Consider the following 16083-nt stretch of genomic DNA (forward strand, 5'->3'; position numbering starts at 1 on the left):
CTAGAGGTAAGGTTGCTTCTCAGCGCCCCGCGCGGGGCGAGGATGAGCCATGAAACGGTCGAGATTTACCGAAGAGCAAATCGCCTACGCGCTGCGACTGGCAGAGAGCGGTATGCCGGTGGTCGACGTATGTCGGCAGTTGGGCGTGTCGGAGGCGACTTTCTACACGTGGAAGAAGAAGTACGCCGATTTCGGGGTGAGTGAGCTGAGTAAGCTTCAGCAGCTGGAGGATGAGAACGCACGCCTGCGGCGCATCGTCGCTGATCTGACGCTGGACAAGCAGATCCTGCAGGAGGTGGTGCGAAAAAAATGTCTGAAGGCCGCCAAACGGCGCGAGCTGGCGGCATGGATTCACGAGCGCTTCCAGATCAGCGTACATCGCGCTTGCGCACTGGCGCTGCTGCAACGGTCGACCTGGTACGCCAAGAGCCATGCGCGAGACCAAAGCGCGCTGCGCCAGCGCATTCGCGACATCGCCCTGAGTCGTCCAAGGTTCGGCTACCGGCGTGTGTTAGTGACGCTGCAACGCGAGGGCTGAAACGTAGGCAAGAAACGCGTCTATCGTCTCTATAGCCTGGAAGGCCTGCAATTGCGGATGAAGGTCAAGCGTCGCAAACGCATTGCTCTATCGCGAGGCAAGCCGCCAGTGCCGACCGGGCCGAACCAGCACTGGAGCATGGACTTCGTTCATGGTCAGTTGCTAGACGGACGCAGCGTTCGCATCTCGACCGTCATTGATCAATGGAGTTGCGAGAGTGTCTGCCTAGAGGCCATCTTTCGGCAGACTGGCCGGGGCGTCGGTCAGGCGCTGGACCGGTCGGCGGTCCAGCGAGGCTTGCCCAGGGCGATCACCGTGGATGACGGAACGGAATTTACGTCTCGGGCGTTGGACGACTGGGCATACCGCCGCGGCATCAAACTTGATTACACACGCCCAGGCAAGCCGACGGATAATGGGCTGATCGAGTCGTTTAACGGGCGACTGCGTGATGAATTCCTTAACGTACATGAATTCATCACGTTGCACGATCTGCAGCAAAAACTGAGAGCTTGGCAGGACGATTACAACCATCATCGTCTCCACGGCTCACTCGGTCATCTGACCCCGCGTGAGCTTGGCCCAGCCCCCCTTTTCCGTCCAGCATGTCCCAAGCCCCCGTCAGCCCCCGCCACGCGGCCTTCGATGCGAGCACGCCGGCTTCTGCCGCCCGCGCAGCATGCAGAGGTTTTACATGGAGTCGGTGCGAAAAGCTTGCTGCAAACCCGCCGAAAAGGTGGCGGCGGTGCCAAGGGCATGGGCAAATTGCGCTTGACTTCAACCGTAGGCGGAACCGGCAGCAGCGGCTGCGCCAAACGCGCCCACAGTACCGGTGCTATGCCAGTACCGCTTAAAGAATTAAACCTAGTTCGCGTGTTGCCTGGTTGGGAGCTACCGCGTGCAATGTTGTATGCCCTGTTTGAGAGTCGAGTGCTATCCGCGCGTGCTATTGCATTCATCGATGTCTTCAAAGCGCACCTTCACGCGCACATGGGTGCTTCGGAGGCCGTATGCGATGGCAAGCCTACTGGGTCGGCTCCCATGATCGGCTGAAAAACATAGTAACCAGACTCCAACAAAGCGGGCAGATGATATCGTCTCCCTCGCGGAATGTTTCCAGAGCAGGCAACCATCTGCTAGTTCCTGAATAAGCAAGGGCCGCATCCGCGGCTCTTGAGATGCCTGGCACGTTCGATGGTCTCGAGCTACCTCGGCGGATAGTGGCAGGAATGCCAGAGATTGCGGTGCTGCTGACATCCGGACGCTATCTGCCGGTAACGGAGACACTGCCACCTTCGACGAGGTTCATGCCGAAGCCCTGGCAAGCCGGAGAAATCCTTCGGCATGTAGAAATCTTGTTCGCTTCATCGTAAATTGCGCCCGGGATCGCCACAAACTCCGAGGCCGAACGCCGCTCACAAAATAACCTTGGGGAAAATAGGGTGAATGTCGTGCCCTTGTTGGGAGCACTGGTCACATCGAGATAGCCGCCCGACTGGTTAACGTACCCGAACACCTGACTGAGTCCGAGGCCCGCCCCCTTGCCGGGGCGCTGTCGAGGTGGATGTCACAAAGCGAAAGGAAGACCGACAACCGGGCCGTCCGGCAATTCGAGCACGGTTACATGGTCGTGCCGCCCAGGAAGCGCTAGGGGCGCGCCCGTCGCCGCTCAATCCCCCGATGCCGAAATCGACCGAATGACATCACCAAGCCACCGCACGGTCGGATCGTTGTCGCGGCTTTGGTAACTGACCATCACGACCTGGTTCGCTGGCAGGGCGATCGGCAGCTCCAGCGCTGCCAGACCGTGCTCGCGGCGCCATGAATAGGCCAGCACCTTGGGCACGGTGGCGACCGCCGACATCGCTTTCAATACGGGAGGCACGGAGGCAAAGCTGGGCACGGTGCAGACAATTTGCAACAGCTTGGTTAAATCGCTCGGCCGGCGGCTATTGCTAGATGCTTGAACGAGCGTCCACGAAAGACTCTGGGCTCGGTTAAATCCACAGCCAAAAAGCTGACGGTCAAGGGTTCTGCAAGATCGGCCCGATCTGCCCGAGCGCCGGCTTCCTTTCTACCCGCCCTGCTTCGCACCGACTCGGTAAAAATTAGCCGACCTCGGCTCCAGAAACCCCCAAAATTCCCCCATGTTGGGGCCTCTCCCCGGGCGTCCAGCCACTGGCCCAATAGCACCACGAGCGCGCCTTCACAGCCGGGCCACGTGCCGCATAGCGAATGCGGCTCCCGCCTCGCGCTCACCACGGCCTGCTACGTGCCCCCATCGGGCGAAAGATGCAATCCAGCAACTGGTCGAGGTGCGCTGGCTTCGTTAGCCAGGCGTCAACTCCCGCCGGCAAGAAATTCGGCTCGGCTTCTGGGACGCTGCCGCTGAAGATGATGACGCGAGGCGTGCATTCGCGACAGGCGACCTTCAACTGAGGCGCTAGCTCGAGGCCGGAGATGTCCGGCAGTTCGACATCCAAGAGAATCACGTCCGGCGTGAACTCGGACACCACGCGCATAGCGGAGGCGCCGTCCCCGACGGTCCGAACTGAAACGCTCGAATCCATCGTCAAGCATTCGGCGGTCAGTTCGGCCGTCATGGCATCGTCGTCGACGATAAGAACTCGCATTGCCCGGGATCCATTACACGGCTGAAATATACCGGAACGGCGCATCAGTCAATGAACGCCGTTGCTGAGGTTTCGAGCTTTGAACTGTGCAATAGATGCGTCATGCGGTCAACTCGTGCGGTCTCCGCACTGCACCTATACTGGTGCCCCGCTGGACGCATCGATGTGTATACCAAACGCTGAAAGATGCTGAGCTGCCGCTGAAGAAGTTTGGAGTGACCAGGCCAGAAGCAGGCCCAGAAGGAGGCATTATGATCTCCCACGTTTTTTCAGCGATGTCGATTTCGACCGGTCGCTGGCTTTTCACCGCGCTGTGTTCGACTGCATAGGTATCGAACTGCGTTTCTGCAATCGCGATAGGCCTTGGGCGGCATGGCACACCGGCGACCGCCAACGGCCCTGTTTCGTAATTTGTCGACCATACACCGGTCAGCCGCATGACCCTGGTAACGGCAAGATGGTCGCTTTCATCGCACGAACCAGGGAATCTGTGCACCAAGCTCATCAGGCCGCCCTGGACAACGGAGGCGCTTGCGAGGGTCGCCCAGCACTGCACCCTCACTACCACGAGCATTACTACGGCGCATACTTTCGGGATTTCGACGGAAACAAGCTATGCGTCGCCTGCCACGCCCCGCCCAGTCAGTGACTCTAGTCCGCAGCTCACCGCGTCATGTCCGACCCGCAGCGAGTGCGATTCGCCTCGCATTCTGAGCGTCGACGGACCCGGATTGCACAAGGCCTACGCTTGCAGGCCAGAGCTGAACGGCCGCAACGGGTCGAAAGCTGCCGGGTCGCACCGATGGCCGCCCTTGCGGATTCGAACGCGCGGCCCCGCCGTGCGTCCAAAGCAATGGCCGCCTAGTGCGGCCTTTTGCTTTGGCGGATGTTGCAGGGTCAGTGAACGTCGGCAGCCCCTCATCGCCCACCACGAAAGACCGCTCCCCAGCAACGAACGGAATCTCACATGACCGATGCCACAAAGGTGCTCTGGCATCAAAGCTGTCGTATTGCGGCGGCAATGAGTTTCGTCACTTGTCCATTCACCTGGCCCGCCGGCTGGTGCCGGGAAGTCAGGGGGCTGGCTACTTCGCCAGCGTCCCCATCGCCTGCCGGACAAACGCCAGCATCGCGTCGTCCGCCCATGTGCCAGCGGTCAAGTCGGGCTCTGTCATCAGTGCCTGCCGGAACTTGGCGTGGGTGGCCGGGTTCTTGCCCGCATACGAACTGAACAGTTCCAACCACTGCCGCGCCAGCGCCCGACCGGTTTCCGAGTCGGGCGCCGCGCCCGCATCAATAGCGTTCCGGACCTCTGCGATTAACAGTGGCCACTCCGTGATCCTGTCGCAGTAATGCTCGCGCATGAACCGTGCTTCGTCCGGCGTCAGATATTTTTCGTAGATAAGCAGCTTGCTTTCCGAGAAGGCGCGCAGCACATAATCGCGCATGGCTTTGGAAATGCCGACGTGCGTCTGCATGTCGGGCTCCTGCTCGTGCATTTGGTTCAGCTTCACCAACAAGCGCGGATCGCCGTTGGTATCGCGCAGCAGCAGTTCCATCCAGCGATGGGCAAGTTGGCGCGGTTTAGTCTCCTCGGGCGCCACGCCCTGCTCCATCAGCTGCTCCACTTCGTGGACCAACGCAAGCCAGTCCGGGTCGCCGTCCGGCCCACGGGTGTACAGGGGCAAACGCGCCAGTTCTTCTCGCGAAAAATATTTATCATACATAGTCATCATCTCCAAAGCTTTCAGCCAATCGGCCAGCTCAGGCTCCGTGCCGTCCGCCAGCTGCTCGTGCAGTTGCGCCAAGCGTTCGCGCAGGTGCGCGGCCTGCTGTATCTGGCGGTCCAGCATGGCAAGCTGCCGGGAGATCACGTCCGCCAAGCGCGCGCCGGGCTGGTCCAGGTAAGCGCCAATTTCCGCCAACGCCAATCCGAAACGACTCAATGCCTGGATCTGATGCAGACGGGCAATCTCGTCGCGACCGTACAGGCGATAGCCGTTTTCGGCGCGCGCTGAAGGCGTCAACAAACCAATCGCGTGGTAGTGGTGAAGCGTGCGGACGGTCAGCCCGGTACGCTTTGCCAGTTCTCCTACGGTCAGTTGCATGTTTCCTCCTTCGAATACGCAGGCCAAACTTTGGGCCATCACGTTACGTGAGGGTCAAGCGGTGCTGCAAGTCCTGTGGGCATTGGGTGTCGGCTGCCGCAGCAGGCCGGAGGTGGCACACGTAGGTCGACCGCGCAACGGTACCGGGCGATGTCACGGCCGCCCGACTGTTTCGGGTCGCCATCGGCCGATCATCAAGGGCGGTCCGCGGCCAAAAGCTGCCATTCGCCTTCCCGGTGAACACTTGTGGGTGCACTGATCGCCTAATGGAGCTTTTATTCAACATTTGTTGTATGATTGAATCATGAATGAAGATCAAGCCATTTCCGCCCTCGCAGGCCTTGCCCATCCTCAGCGGCTACGAACGTTCCGCGCCCTTGTTGTGGCCGGGCCTCTCGGCCTCACACCCAGCGTGCTTGCGGACCAGCTCGGCGTTGCGAGGAATGCGTTGTCCTTTCACCTGAAGGAGCTAGCCCATGCCGGCTTGGTGAGCGTCGAGCAACAGGGCCGCAACCTAATCTATCGCGCCGACTTTTCCCAAATGAATGGGTTGGTCGGCTACCTCACCGAGCACTGTTGCGAAGGTGCGCCCTGCGAGGCTTCCGCCAACGCCAGCTGCACGACCTGCTAATCGGGAGTTTCCCATGAAGCGCTTTCATGTCCATTTGCATGTCGACGACTTGGCCAAAAACATCGGCTTCTACTCCCAGTTGTTCGCCCAGGAGCCGGCCCGCGTCGAATCGGATTACGCAAAGTGGATGCTTGACGACCCTCCCGTGAATTTCGCGATATCAACGCGCGGCGCTGGGCGAGGCTTAGACCATTTCGGGATTCAAGCCGATAGCGCCGAGGAACTGGAGGCGCTGAAGGCCAGCGCTGAGGCTGCCCGCCTGGTCCTCGAAGATCAGGGAGAAACATCCTGCTGCTACGCCCGCAGCGAGAAATACTGGATCACAGATCCACAAGGTTTGGCGTGGGAACACTTCTACACGCTCGGCACCATACCGACCTATGGCGGGTCGCATGGCTCGCCAGCCGGCCAACCCACCGCACCGACTTGCGGTGCACCGCCGGTGAAAGCGCCGGCGCCCACTAGTTGCTGCACCCCGAAAGCAAACACCTCCACTCGCTGCTGCTAGGAATTTCCATGTCGCACACCCCTTTCAACGTGCTGTTTCTTTGCACGGGCAATTCCGCGCGTTCAATTCTGGCCGAAGGGCTGCTCAACGGACTCGGTTCTGATCGTTTCCGGGCGTATTCCGCCGGCAGTACACCCAAGGGCGAAGTCCATCCCCTGGCACTGAACACCCTCAAATCGTATTCGCTGCGGATAGACGGCTACCGCAGCAAGAGCTGGGATGAGTTCGCCGCCCCAGACGCCCCAATGATGGACTTCATCATCACGGTGTGCGACAACGCAGCGGGTGAAGTTTGCCCCGTGTGGCCCGGCCATCCGATGACTGCGCATTGGGGCGTGCCGGACCCTGCCGCGCATGAGGGAAGCGAAGAAGAGCGCATCAAGGCCTTCCACGACACAGCGCGCATGCTCAAGCGTCGTATCGAACTATTCCTGTCTTTGCCGCTTGACCGCCTTGACGCCATGTCACTCCAGACCGAGCTGCGTGGTATCGGTCAGTCGCGGGAGTAGGTCGATGTCGTCCAGTACACAAGCGGCCCCCGCTCAGCGCCAACACCCTGGAATGAGTGTTTTCGAGCGCTATCTCACGCTTTGGGTCTTCCTCTGCATCGTGTTGGGTGTGGCCTTGGGCCAACTCATGCCGGCGCTGTTCCAGACGATTGGTCGCCTAGAAATCGCCCAGGTCAACCTGCCGGTTGGGGTCCTGATCTGGGTGATGATCATTCCGATGCTGCTCAAGGTGGACTTCGGTGCACTAGGCCAGGTCAAGCAGCATTGGCGCGGCATCGGCGTGACGCTCTTCATCAATTGGGCAGTCAAGCCTTTCTCGATGGCATTCCTGGGGTGGCTTTTCATCCGCCAGATTTTCTTCCCTTGGTTGCCCGCCGACCAACTGGATAGCTACATCGCCGGCCTGATCCTCCTGGCCGCGGCGCCGTGTACTGCCATGGTTTTCGTCTGGAGCCGGTTAACCGGTGGCGATCCGGTCTTCACGCTGTCCCAGGTGGCGCTTAACGACTCAATCATGGTATTCGCCTTCGCGCCGATGGTTGGACTATTGCTTGGTCTATCGGCGATCACCGTACCGTGGGACACGCTCTTGGTGTCGGTTGGGCTGTACATCGTGATTCCGGTCATTCTCGCCCAGCTCTGGCGCCACGCACTGCTTCGCCGCGGCCAGATGGCGTTTGAAGCAGCGTTGGAGCGAATCGGGCCGTTTTCGATGGCGGCGCTGCTCCTGACGCTGGTATTGCTGTTCGCATTTCAGGGCGAAGCCATCATCGGCCAGCCTCTGGTGATCGCAATGCTGGCCGTGCCGATCCTCATCCAAGTGTTCTTCAACTCGGGCTTGGCGTACTGGCTCAATCGCCGCGTTGGAGAGAAGCACAACATTGCGTGCCCCTCTGCGCTGATCGGCGCATCCAACTTCTTTGAGCTTGCCGTCGCCGCCGCGATCAGCCTGTTCGGATTCCAGTCTGGCGCTGCCTTGGCTACTGTCGTGGGCGTGCTTATTGAGGTGCCTGTGATGTTGCTGGTCGTGCGGATCGTCAATCAGAGCAAAGGCTGGTACGACGCCGGCGCCAAGCGGTACTGATTCGTGCCCGGCGCCCCTATTCGAGTAGTCGGCACGCTGGGCACCGCTCAGACCCTGGCCTGGGCGTCCTCATACTACTTGCCCGCGATGTTGGCAGATCCGATAGCCCGTGACCTGGGTGTATCCGCGCCCACGGTATACGCGGCCTTTTCGATCGCCATGGTCGTATCAGCGTTGGTCGGTCCCGGGGCAGGACAAGCGATCGATCGTCGCGGCGGACGAATCGTCCTGGTCAGCACGAGTTTGCTGTTTGCGTCGGGGCTGGGGATGCTAGCCAGTGCTCAAGGGTTGTGGACGTTGGTTGTCGCCTGGCTCGTTATCGGGTTAGCGATGGGCTCCGGACTCTACGAAGCGGCCTTCTCCAGCCTGGTGCGCCTTTACGGCCATCATGCCCGAGGGGCAATCACCGGGATTACGCTGATTGCCGGGTTCGCCAGCACTGTCGGATGGCCGCTTTCCGCCTGGATGGAAGCGCAGTTCGGTTGGCGCGGCGCTTGCCTGGGTTGGGCAGGTTTGCATCTATTGGTCGGTCTGCCGCTAAATGCCTGGCTGCCGAAGGCGACTGCTGTCTCGAAGGCTGAAGCCCCAATTGCCTCCAATAGCGCGCATGTCGAATCGCCCTCTCCTGCTCCGGCGCCGCAACAACAGAGGTACGCTACGGCCCTTCTTGCCTTCGTCTTCGCGGCAACGTGGTTCATCAGCACGGCAATGGCAACGCATTTGCCGCGAATGCTGGAAGCCACAGGCGCGACGCTCACAGCTGCGGTGGCGGTAGGCGCGCTAATCGGTCCCGCACAGGTGGCTGGTCGCCTTCTTGAGTTTGGATTCCTCCGCCAGGTTCATCCGTTGTTGTCGGCACGGCTGGCGGCGCTTGCGCATCCGGCCGGCGTTGCGGTGCTGCTGACCGGCGGCCCAGCGATGGCCCCGTTATTCGCCATTCTGCACGGGGCGGGCAATGGCATTCTGACTATCGCCAAAGGCACTTTGCCCCTGGCGTTGTTCGGCCCTCAGGGCTATGGCACTCGCCAGGGCTGGTTGATGATGCCGGCGCGGGTCGCGCAAGCCGCTGCCCCATTTCTCTTCGGCCTTGCCTTGGACTCCTGGGGAGCAAACGCGCTGTGGCTATCCGGTGGCATTGGCTTGGCAGCATTCGGCGCGCTTGTGGTGTTGAGAGCGCGGCCCACGGCCAATTGAAATCCTAGTTTTGTATCAATAGAGAAATGTCATGAGTTCCATCACGATCTATCACAACCCTGCCTGCGGGACATCTCGCAATGTCCTCGGGTTGATCCGAAATAGCGGCGAAGAGCCGACAATCATCGAGTATCTGAAAACTCCACCCAACGCTGAAACGCTACTGAAGCTGATTTCCGCTATGGGTATACCAGCGCGCGACGTGCTGCGACAAAAGGGAACGCCCTACGATGAACTGGGATTGTCGGATCCGAAATGGACTGAGGAACAGTTGATCGACTTTATGCTCCAGTATCCGATCCTGATCAATCGCCCTATTGTGGTGACGCCGCTGGGCACTCGGCTGTGCCGGCCGTCGGAAGCAGTCCTGGACATCCTGCCCCAGGCCCAACGTGGTGCCTTCAACAAGGAAGACGGCGAGCCTCTGATCGACTCGGAGGGCAATCGTGTCTAAGGTTCTCGCCGATTTGCCGAACGTTGACCCGTCACTGTTCGCAAAACCGAGCACGGCCGAGCTGTTCTCGCCCGCGCGAGCTACCCATGCGCCTCGCTTCCTGCTGCTGTACGGGTCCTTGCGCGAGCGTTCCTACAGCCGCTTGGTCGCCGAGGAGGCCGCGCGCCTGCTCCAGGCCCTAGGTGGCGAAACCCGGATGTTCAACCCCTCCGGACTACCGCTGGTCGATGACGCCAGCGAAGACCATCCAAAGGTCCGAGAGCTTCACGAGCTGGTCCAATGGGCGGAAGGCATGTTGTGGAGCTCACCAGAGCGGCACGGCGCCATGACTGGATTGATGAAGACGCAGATCGACTGGATCCCGCTGTCAGTTGGCGCCGTGCGCCCGACCCAAGGCAAGACGCTGGCGGTCACGCAGGTGTCAGGCGGATCGCAGTCATTCAACGCAGTGAACCAAATGCGAGTGCTGGGTCGTTGGATGCGCATGCTGACCATCCCGAATCAGTCATCGGTCGCCAAGGCTTATCAAGAGTTCGACGAAGCCGGTCGGATGAAGCCCTCGCCCTATTATGACCGCCTCGTCGACGTCGTTGAGGAGCTCATGAAGTTCACTCTGCTCACACGCGATATCGCGCCATACTTGGTCGACCGCTACAGCGAACGCAAAGAATCTGCCGCGGCTTTGTCTGCACGGACGAGACAGCAATCGATATAGCCCTTGAGGCTCGACCGCTCAAAATTGCGCTGTCTCGCAGGCTGGGGGAAAGGCCGTTTTGGGTCGAAATCGGCCTGTCGTCAACGCAGTTCAAGCCCGGGGAGGCCATGCAGCCAGGCGTATCGGGCGTGCATGGCCGATACCAGATCACGCCAGCCGTGTGCCGGACAAGCTCAGATCGCCTGCCACGAGCAAGGGCTCCATGCCGAACAAATAGCGGCCCCGTTTGAAGTTGAGACACAAAATCAAACCTCCACAGGCAGAACGCCTGCGATAGGCCACGCGGGGAATGAAGCAAGTCACCAGACAGCGGATCGAGGCCAGTTTTACTTGCGCTCACCCCTGAAGTTCCGAAATTCTCACAGAAAATCAACTACATACGCGGACTGTTGCCATCGCAAGCTGTGATCCCTCCGTACCGTACCTACATGAAGGAATGTACGGTACGCAACTTTCCCAGGTACGACCGTACCTCGCTCGGAGCCGAGGCCACCGACATCAGGTGAAAGTTCGGGCTGGTGAATTCCGCCTGGCAAGAGATAAGGTAGTCCCTGCCAAAGCCGAGATTGCTCCTCCCCTCTACTGCGCGCTAACCTCGTCGCGCCCCTATATCTCATGCGAGCGCCCCCCGTGAAAAGTCCTGCCGACCATAAAGCCGATTTTGCAGAAAATGACGAACGATTTTTTCGGCTCGTTCCTACAACAGCGGACGAACTCACAGTAATACTGAAAGGGCACCTCCTGGTCGAGGAGCAACTGCGATCCATTACCCGTTCGTCAGTCGCCAATCCTCGCTACTTTGACGAAGCGAAGCTCACATTCTCTAATGCCTTGTGCCTGGCAAGAGCAGTCGCCGGACACTTTAATGAGGGCGCATGCTGGGTTGCTGCGGAGCAACTCAATACGGTACGGAATAAGATCGCCCACAGAGCCGAACCTGGACCAGCCGCCGCACTCCTCGACAGGTTTTATTCAGTGTGCGAAGCGGAGAGCCGCTGGTCCGCCCGGTCATCGGCACCGCGAAGCACGGCAAAGCTATCCCAGTACATTTGTTGCATCTGGGCCACCTTCGACGCGTTGCGAGCAGTTGTCCAAGTTTGTTCAGAAACCACTTCAGTGTTGCGCCCACGCCCTTAAGTCTCCCGTGACAAAGGCGGCCCCACCTGATGGAAGTCTCGGCTATGCATTCACCAACCACTTCCCAACGGCCGCGCCCCCTCTTTTCACGTAGTCAATACTGAAGGCCATAAGATCAGCGAGGTGGGCATCAATCTGTCCTTTCGAAATCCCCGGCTGCACGCCATAGATGGCGAAACTAACTTTGTCCGCGCTCCGGTTCAGCAAGATCTCTTGCAACATTGCAAGATTGCCGACCTTGAAGACTGACGGACGCCTATGCCGCCTTTCATTTATCCGATGCTCCACATGCTCGACCAACACACGGGATTCGCAATAAACAACTGACTTTAGTAGCTGGCAGGTGACTTCGTAGACGTCGTCAACACGGGCACCATTTGGTTCGCCCCCAGCTCCCTTGCAGTGATACAGACTCACGAGGACTCTGTCGTCTTCTTCTCGTGTGACCGCGATGTAGTCGGCGGCCTCCCCAGTCCTGTGGTCATAAACGAGGACCTCGAGATTTTCCTTCGCCCTGATCCACAATTCCAAATGTCTGTGGACAGTCATTCGTTCGGGATTATCGGCGTCAAACTCTCTACCGATCTCACAGCCATCCCACCCAGGGTTCTCGACGTCCTCATCAAGAAGCCGATTGCTGGCCAGCTTCGGAGGCGGGTAGCAGTTCATCCCTTCGAACGATGACTTGTCGGCTGCGTAAAAGATTGGAGGGTGCATAGAAAGCCACTGGTCAAAATCCAACCAGTCATCGTGCGTGCTAGATATTTCGACTTCCCAACCAGCGCCGTGCTGTCGAAACAATGCGCCCCCGGCTAAAGACATGCGGTAGGGCACCGCATCTGAGTCCGAGACGATTTCGAAATCCAGGCCATCAGGTCCTGAGGCGAATGACGAGAGCTCTAGATCAGTGATTTGGCGATAGAGCCACTGCTGCAGCCCAACACGTCGATATCTCAACCGATGCGCCTGCTTGTAGGCATTGCGCGACCAACTTCCACCAATAACAACATCTGGGATTCGCCGCAACGTCCGCGAATGCTGGACGAGATCTAGCTGAGACTCTGCTAGCGTTTCGTCGCCATTCAGGCGATTGTTCAGCTTCGATATCCACTCGAGGTATTGCGATACGGAGAGACGTTGATTGCTCCATATACGCGAGTTACTGCTTGCTCCGATGGTTTCACGCTCGCCATCTTCCAATCCACTCCCAAAGTAATGTCCTTGTACGTAGGCGCGCCCATCGCCCGGCGTGACCGCTCGCTCAGCACGAGGTCCAGTTAGCATGCGATAGGATTCTGCTTGCGAATTTACGGCCGTGTTACGCAAGCCAACAGCGTAGAAGCGCATATCCGTGAGGCCGGCGCGCGCACGGATGGTCTCCTCGAAGCTCAAAGGCCTATGGTGATCCTTGGCCACGACCTGCATTAGTGCGATATATAAGCGATCTGTTCTACGAGTGGAGCCAATGAAGCACAATCGCGTAGCAGCGTTGTAGGCCAGCAGGAAAACGTCGTGTCGTACATTTACAAGTACGTCAGCAGTCGCCCAGTTCGGCGGCTCATTGTCGACGGTCAAAAGCAGTGTGATCAATCCATCATCCGAGATCCACTGCTTAGCCAAGTGAAGCCGTCGCCCTATCAATGCCTCAAACAAAGTGAAGTCCGGGGCCTCGTCGCACTGAAAGATTCGAGCATGGGCATATAGCTCAAACGACATTGGCGACACGGCATCGTAGTCAGAGACTGTCTGGCTCTTCGGCTTCAAGATCTCCAAGATCGATTCATCGGCAGCCCCTTCGGCGAGCTGTCGCCTCGCCTCTTCGTCGATAAGGGAAGCGATGTCCACTCCCTCTTGAAAGAGCCGTGCAGTGGCATCCTGCAGACGACTCACAGTCGACACCAAAGTAGCGTTTCCCGTGCGTTCATCGTTTGTTCGCGCGAACCGCCCTATGAACTGTATCGTTGGAACCAGGGAGCGGTGCGGCGCATGGAGTGCTGCGATCTTCAGCTTTGGAAAGTCATAGCCCTCCCCGAACATGTCAACGCAGACTATTCCCTCCAGCTCCCCCTGGAGCAAGGAGACCTCCAGTTGCTCCTGCCTCCGTTTGGAAATTCCGCTGTCGATCGCTTCTACCCTCGCCCCCAGCCCGGCGTAAATCCCCGTCAGCTTCCTAGCAGCGGATATCGAGGATGCTCGCGCAAACAGTCGATGGTCGAATCCTTGCGCCTGATCTTCCCGCAACTGTGCAATCGCCACCCGTGCGATGGCAAGATCCACCTCGTCCTCATCGTGATCGTTATGCACAGGCGCTGGACGAAAGGAGACGCTCCCAAACGCTTGTTCGCGAGACGCCTTGGAAACTGGATAGCTATATGCCAGACGACCCGGAATTGCCTTTTTATCGCGCCTGAATGGAGTAGCCGTCAAGAAGACAAACTTGGCGCGGGAGTAGTGACCGAGATACGCACTCCAAGTGTCTGCTGGAGCATGGTGCGCCTCGTCAAAGATAATCAAATCGAATAGATCTGCGGGACTTACGGGCTCCAGGACCGGCGAGGTGCTCGCTGGCGTGGACACGACCACATCGAAAGTTTTAAAGGCAAGCCATTCATCGGCGCTCAATGGCCTGCCCTTCTGTGGATGTACATGAGGATTTCCTGCCTCCGCCGGTAAGACCTTGAGCTTGCGTAGCGTCGACAGTTCACCGAAGTGGGCCGAGGTCTGTCGTCTCAGCACATCCGTGGGTTCCACCACCAGCACACGGTTTGAGCCCAACAAAAAAGGAAGCGCCATGATCACGGCAGTCTTCCCATATCCAGTCGGCAAAGACACTATGGCCGGCTCGTCGTAGACCGAAAAGTGGGCCGCCACAGAATGAAGAGCGCCCAACTGGCCTGGCCTAAAACCCGAGTTCGGACTGCTAATGGGTTTCAAAGCCAGCATGTGGCTATGTTCAATGAAGAAATCGGCCACGTCCCCCTCCCGGAATGAACTGGATGACCAATTGTTACTTCAAAGAACATAACAAGCCAGCCTAATTTTTGAGACCTACTCCGAATTATTGCCGCTTCAGGTCTGATGGTCTTCTTTGTTGCGCCCTTCGGAACGAGCGATGTTATTCGCGACCCAAAGGCCGAATGCGATAACAGCTACAAGTACTCCGAGCATCACCGTAGTACCCAAGTCCATACGCTTTTCTCCACAAACACAGCCCTATCGGTACGCCTGATGATAGCAATCACCGCCGGATATGAACTGAGAATCCGCAGCGCAACGCAACATCGTTCGTAACAGGAAACCCGTTGGGATCCTGCTGGGTTCCTACTTGGTTAACCGCCGGTTCCCACATCAAAACCTATAGCGGCACTCGACCAATTTGGTTCTGAATCACGGCGTAAAGGAGCGCGCTGTGCCCCAGCACAGTTGCTCAGATCTTGAGGTCCATGAGCGCCGCTGACACAGCATCCATGGCCATCCTCATAGGAGAAATACCCACGAAGCGAGGGAAACTGGGGGCCTGTAGCGGAAACCCAGCAGGTTATGGCCAGGTTTTACTTTCGAACCCAGTGCAAACCGGATGCAAAGCTACCAATCCCAATCCCATTCCCAATCCCAAATCTTTTACTGGCTACGCCAGTGTCAACAGCGTCTGCGCCGCTGTCTGACCTGATAAGCCACAACAGGCCGGACCAATTCCAGATGGGACGCCCTCGTAGATGCAGTGATGGTGCTTAGACGCGTCCACAGCCCGCATGAGCGGTCGAAACACCTCGGGTGACGGGGTAGCAGCCACTTTAGAGTCATTGCAGCCCAGAGCGCGTTCTGCGCGGTCTCGCGCTCTGTTTCTGAAACGCGAGTCGAATCTCCGAATTTTTGCCTTGCAGGGTCTAGAAGACGGTTGGCGCCGTGCAAAAGAAAGTGGGCAAGTCGGAGGGTGTGGCCAGAGTCCTGTATTGCACAATCCAACGACTCCGCTCGCTACAACATGAGACCGCCGAGGCAGCCTTCCTTTTGTCCCTGGCAAGAATCGATGCCCACCGGAGCGCCAAGCTTCCCCGCACATTGGGAACATTTGATAGGGGATTTTGATAAGGTGTTTGAAAAGGGCTTTGACAGATGACGTCGGCACTTGATCTCTACGCCAGCTAAGCACTCCGGGTCTGTTCGATGGTCCACAACGGGACAGCCGCCCCGCTCCCCGCCCACCGTCAGTGAAGGTGGAACAATCAACGGTTCATGATGTTCCAGACGTACGTGACCGAGGCGGCAACTGTCCGGCGCCGGCGTCTCAAGGTGGGAGTTATTTTGCAACGCCACGAGCCGGACGGTTGCGGCGGCGTGAAATCTACGGACCTGCCGACAAGTTTCAGCGCCTCATACGCGGGATCGCGGCCCGCGGCCAGCCCGGTGTCGACTCAGCGAAATAATCTGTTAGCCGTCTGAAAGACTCTGTGTCCCTATCGCAGCCACTCAAACATTGCGCTGGCAACTCCTACCTCCATTGTCGAAAAGGCCCCCCTCGTATCAGTACTAGGTTAAAGGATGCCCTATCCCCTCATTCCCGTACTAGGC

12 protein-coding genes and 2 pseudogenes are annotated in these 16083 nt (G+C 58.6%); 9 read left to right on the top strand and 5 right to left on the bottom strand.

What is annotated here, in order from left to right; translation table 11 throughout:
• Positions 1-49: 49 nt before the first annotated feature.
• Positions 50-1114: pseudogene (locus tag CEG14_RS20470) on the top strand (IS3 family transposase); the annotation flags it as partial.
• Here the strand turns inward: CEG14_RS20470 and CEG14_RS26690 are convergent.
• The 3 genes and pseudogenes from CEG14_RS26690 to CEG14_RS20485 all read right to left on the bottom strand — a co-directional run.
• Positions 1095-1387 (bottom strand): annotated as a pseudogene (locus CEG14_RS26690) (MmgE/PrpD family protein); the annotation flags it as partial. The pseudogenes CEG14_RS20470 and CEG14_RS26690 overlap by 20 nt on opposite strands.
• An 820-nt stretch (positions 1388-2207) precedes the next feature.
• The gene (locus tag CEG14_RS20480) at positions 2208-2423 is read right to left on the bottom strand and encodes a hypothetical protein (RefSeq protein WP_179280646.1); all 216 of its coding nucleotides are present in this window, start codon (positions 2421-2423) and stop codon (positions 2208-2210) included.
• Between the two features lie 370 nt (positions 2424-2793).
• Positions 2794-3171 (bottom strand): response regulator, encoded by a 378-nt coding sequence (locus tag CEG14_RS20485; RefSeq protein ID WP_179280647.1) that lies wholly within the window; start codon positions 3169-3171, stop codon positions 2794-2796.
• Between the two features lie 313 nt (positions 3172-3484).
• On the opposite strand from CEG14_RS20485, the gene CEG14_RS26820 reads away from it, so the two are divergent.
• Entirely contained in the window at positions 3485-3820 is a 336-nt protein-coding gene (locus CEG14_RS26820; RefSeq protein WP_373454212.1) for a VOC family protein, read from the top strand.
• A 436-nt stretch (positions 3821-4256) separates the two neighbouring features.
• On the opposite strand, the gene CEG14_RS20495 is transcribed toward CEG14_RS26820, so the two are convergent.
• Positions 4257-5279, bottom strand: coding sequence for a MerR family transcriptional regulator (locus tag CEG14_RS20495; RefSeq protein ID WP_094828215.1), 1023 nt, complete (start codon positions 5277-5279; stop codon positions 4257-4259).
• A 304-nt stretch (positions 5280-5583) separates the two neighbouring features.
• Between CEG14_RS20495 and CEG14_RS20500 the strand changes: the two genes are divergently transcribed.
• The 7 genes from CEG14_RS20500 to arsH are packed head-to-tail and all read left to right on the top strand — an operon-like array spanning position 5584 to position 10374.
• Positions 5584-5910: an ArsR/SmtB family transcription factor gene (locus tag CEG14_RS20500; RefSeq protein ID WP_094828216.1), complete on the top strand. Its 327-nt coding sequence runs from the start codon at positions 5584-5586 to the stop codon at positions 5908-5910.
• A gap of 13 nt (positions 5911-5923) precedes the next feature.
• Positions 5924-6418, top strand: coding sequence for an ArsI/CadI family heavy metal resistance metalloenzyme (locus CEG14_RS20505; RefSeq protein ID WP_094828217.1), 495 nt, complete (start codon positions 5924-5926; stop codon positions 6416-6418).
• Between the two features lie 8 nt (positions 6419-6426).
• Positions 6427-6927, top strand: a complete 501-nt coding sequence (locus CEG14_RS20510) for an arsenate reductase ArsC (RefSeq protein WP_094828218.1) — start codon at positions 6427-6429, stop codon at positions 6925-6927.
• A gap of 4 nt (positions 6928-6931) precedes the next feature.
• On the top strand, positions 6932-8011 hold the full coding sequence (gene arsB / locus CEG14_RS20515) for an ACR3 family arsenite efflux transporter (protein ID WP_094828219.1): 1080 nt from the start codon (positions 6932-6934) through the stop codon (positions 8009-8011).
• 3 nt (positions 8012-8014) lie between these two features.
• Positions 8015-9205, top strand: a complete 1191-nt coding sequence (locus CEG14_RS20520; protein ID WP_094828220.1) for an MFS transporter — start codon at positions 8015-8017, stop codon at positions 9203-9205.
• A 31-nt stretch (positions 9206-9236) separates the two neighbouring features.
• Complete coding sequence (gene arsC / locus CEG14_RS20525; protein ID WP_094828221.1) at positions 9237-9659, top strand: arsenate reductase (glutaredoxin); 423 nt, start codon at positions 9237-9239, stop codon at positions 9657-9659.
• Positions 9652-10374, top strand: a complete 723-nt coding sequence (arsH, locus tag CEG14_RS20530) for an arsenical resistance protein ArsH (protein WP_094828222.1) — start codon at positions 9652-9654, stop codon at positions 10372-10374. The genes arsC and arsH overlap by 8 nt, the downstream gene beginning before the upstream one ends.
• A gap of 1179 nt (positions 10375-11553) precedes the next feature.
• Here the strand turns inward: arsH and CEG14_RS20535 are convergent.
• The gene (locus CEG14_RS20535) at positions 11554-14484 is read right to left on the bottom strand and encodes a DEAD/DEAH box helicase (RefSeq protein WP_094828223.1); all 2931 of its coding nucleotides are present in this window, start codon (positions 14482-14484) and stop codon (positions 11554-11556) included.
• Between the last annotated feature and the right edge of the window lie 1599 nt (positions 14485-16083).

It is taken from the genome of Bordetella genomosp. 1 (genome assembly GCF_002261335.1).
In the GTDB taxonomy this organism is placed as follows: domain Bacteria; phylum Pseudomonadota; class Gammaproteobacteria; order Burkholderiales; family Burkholderiaceae_B; genus Bordetella.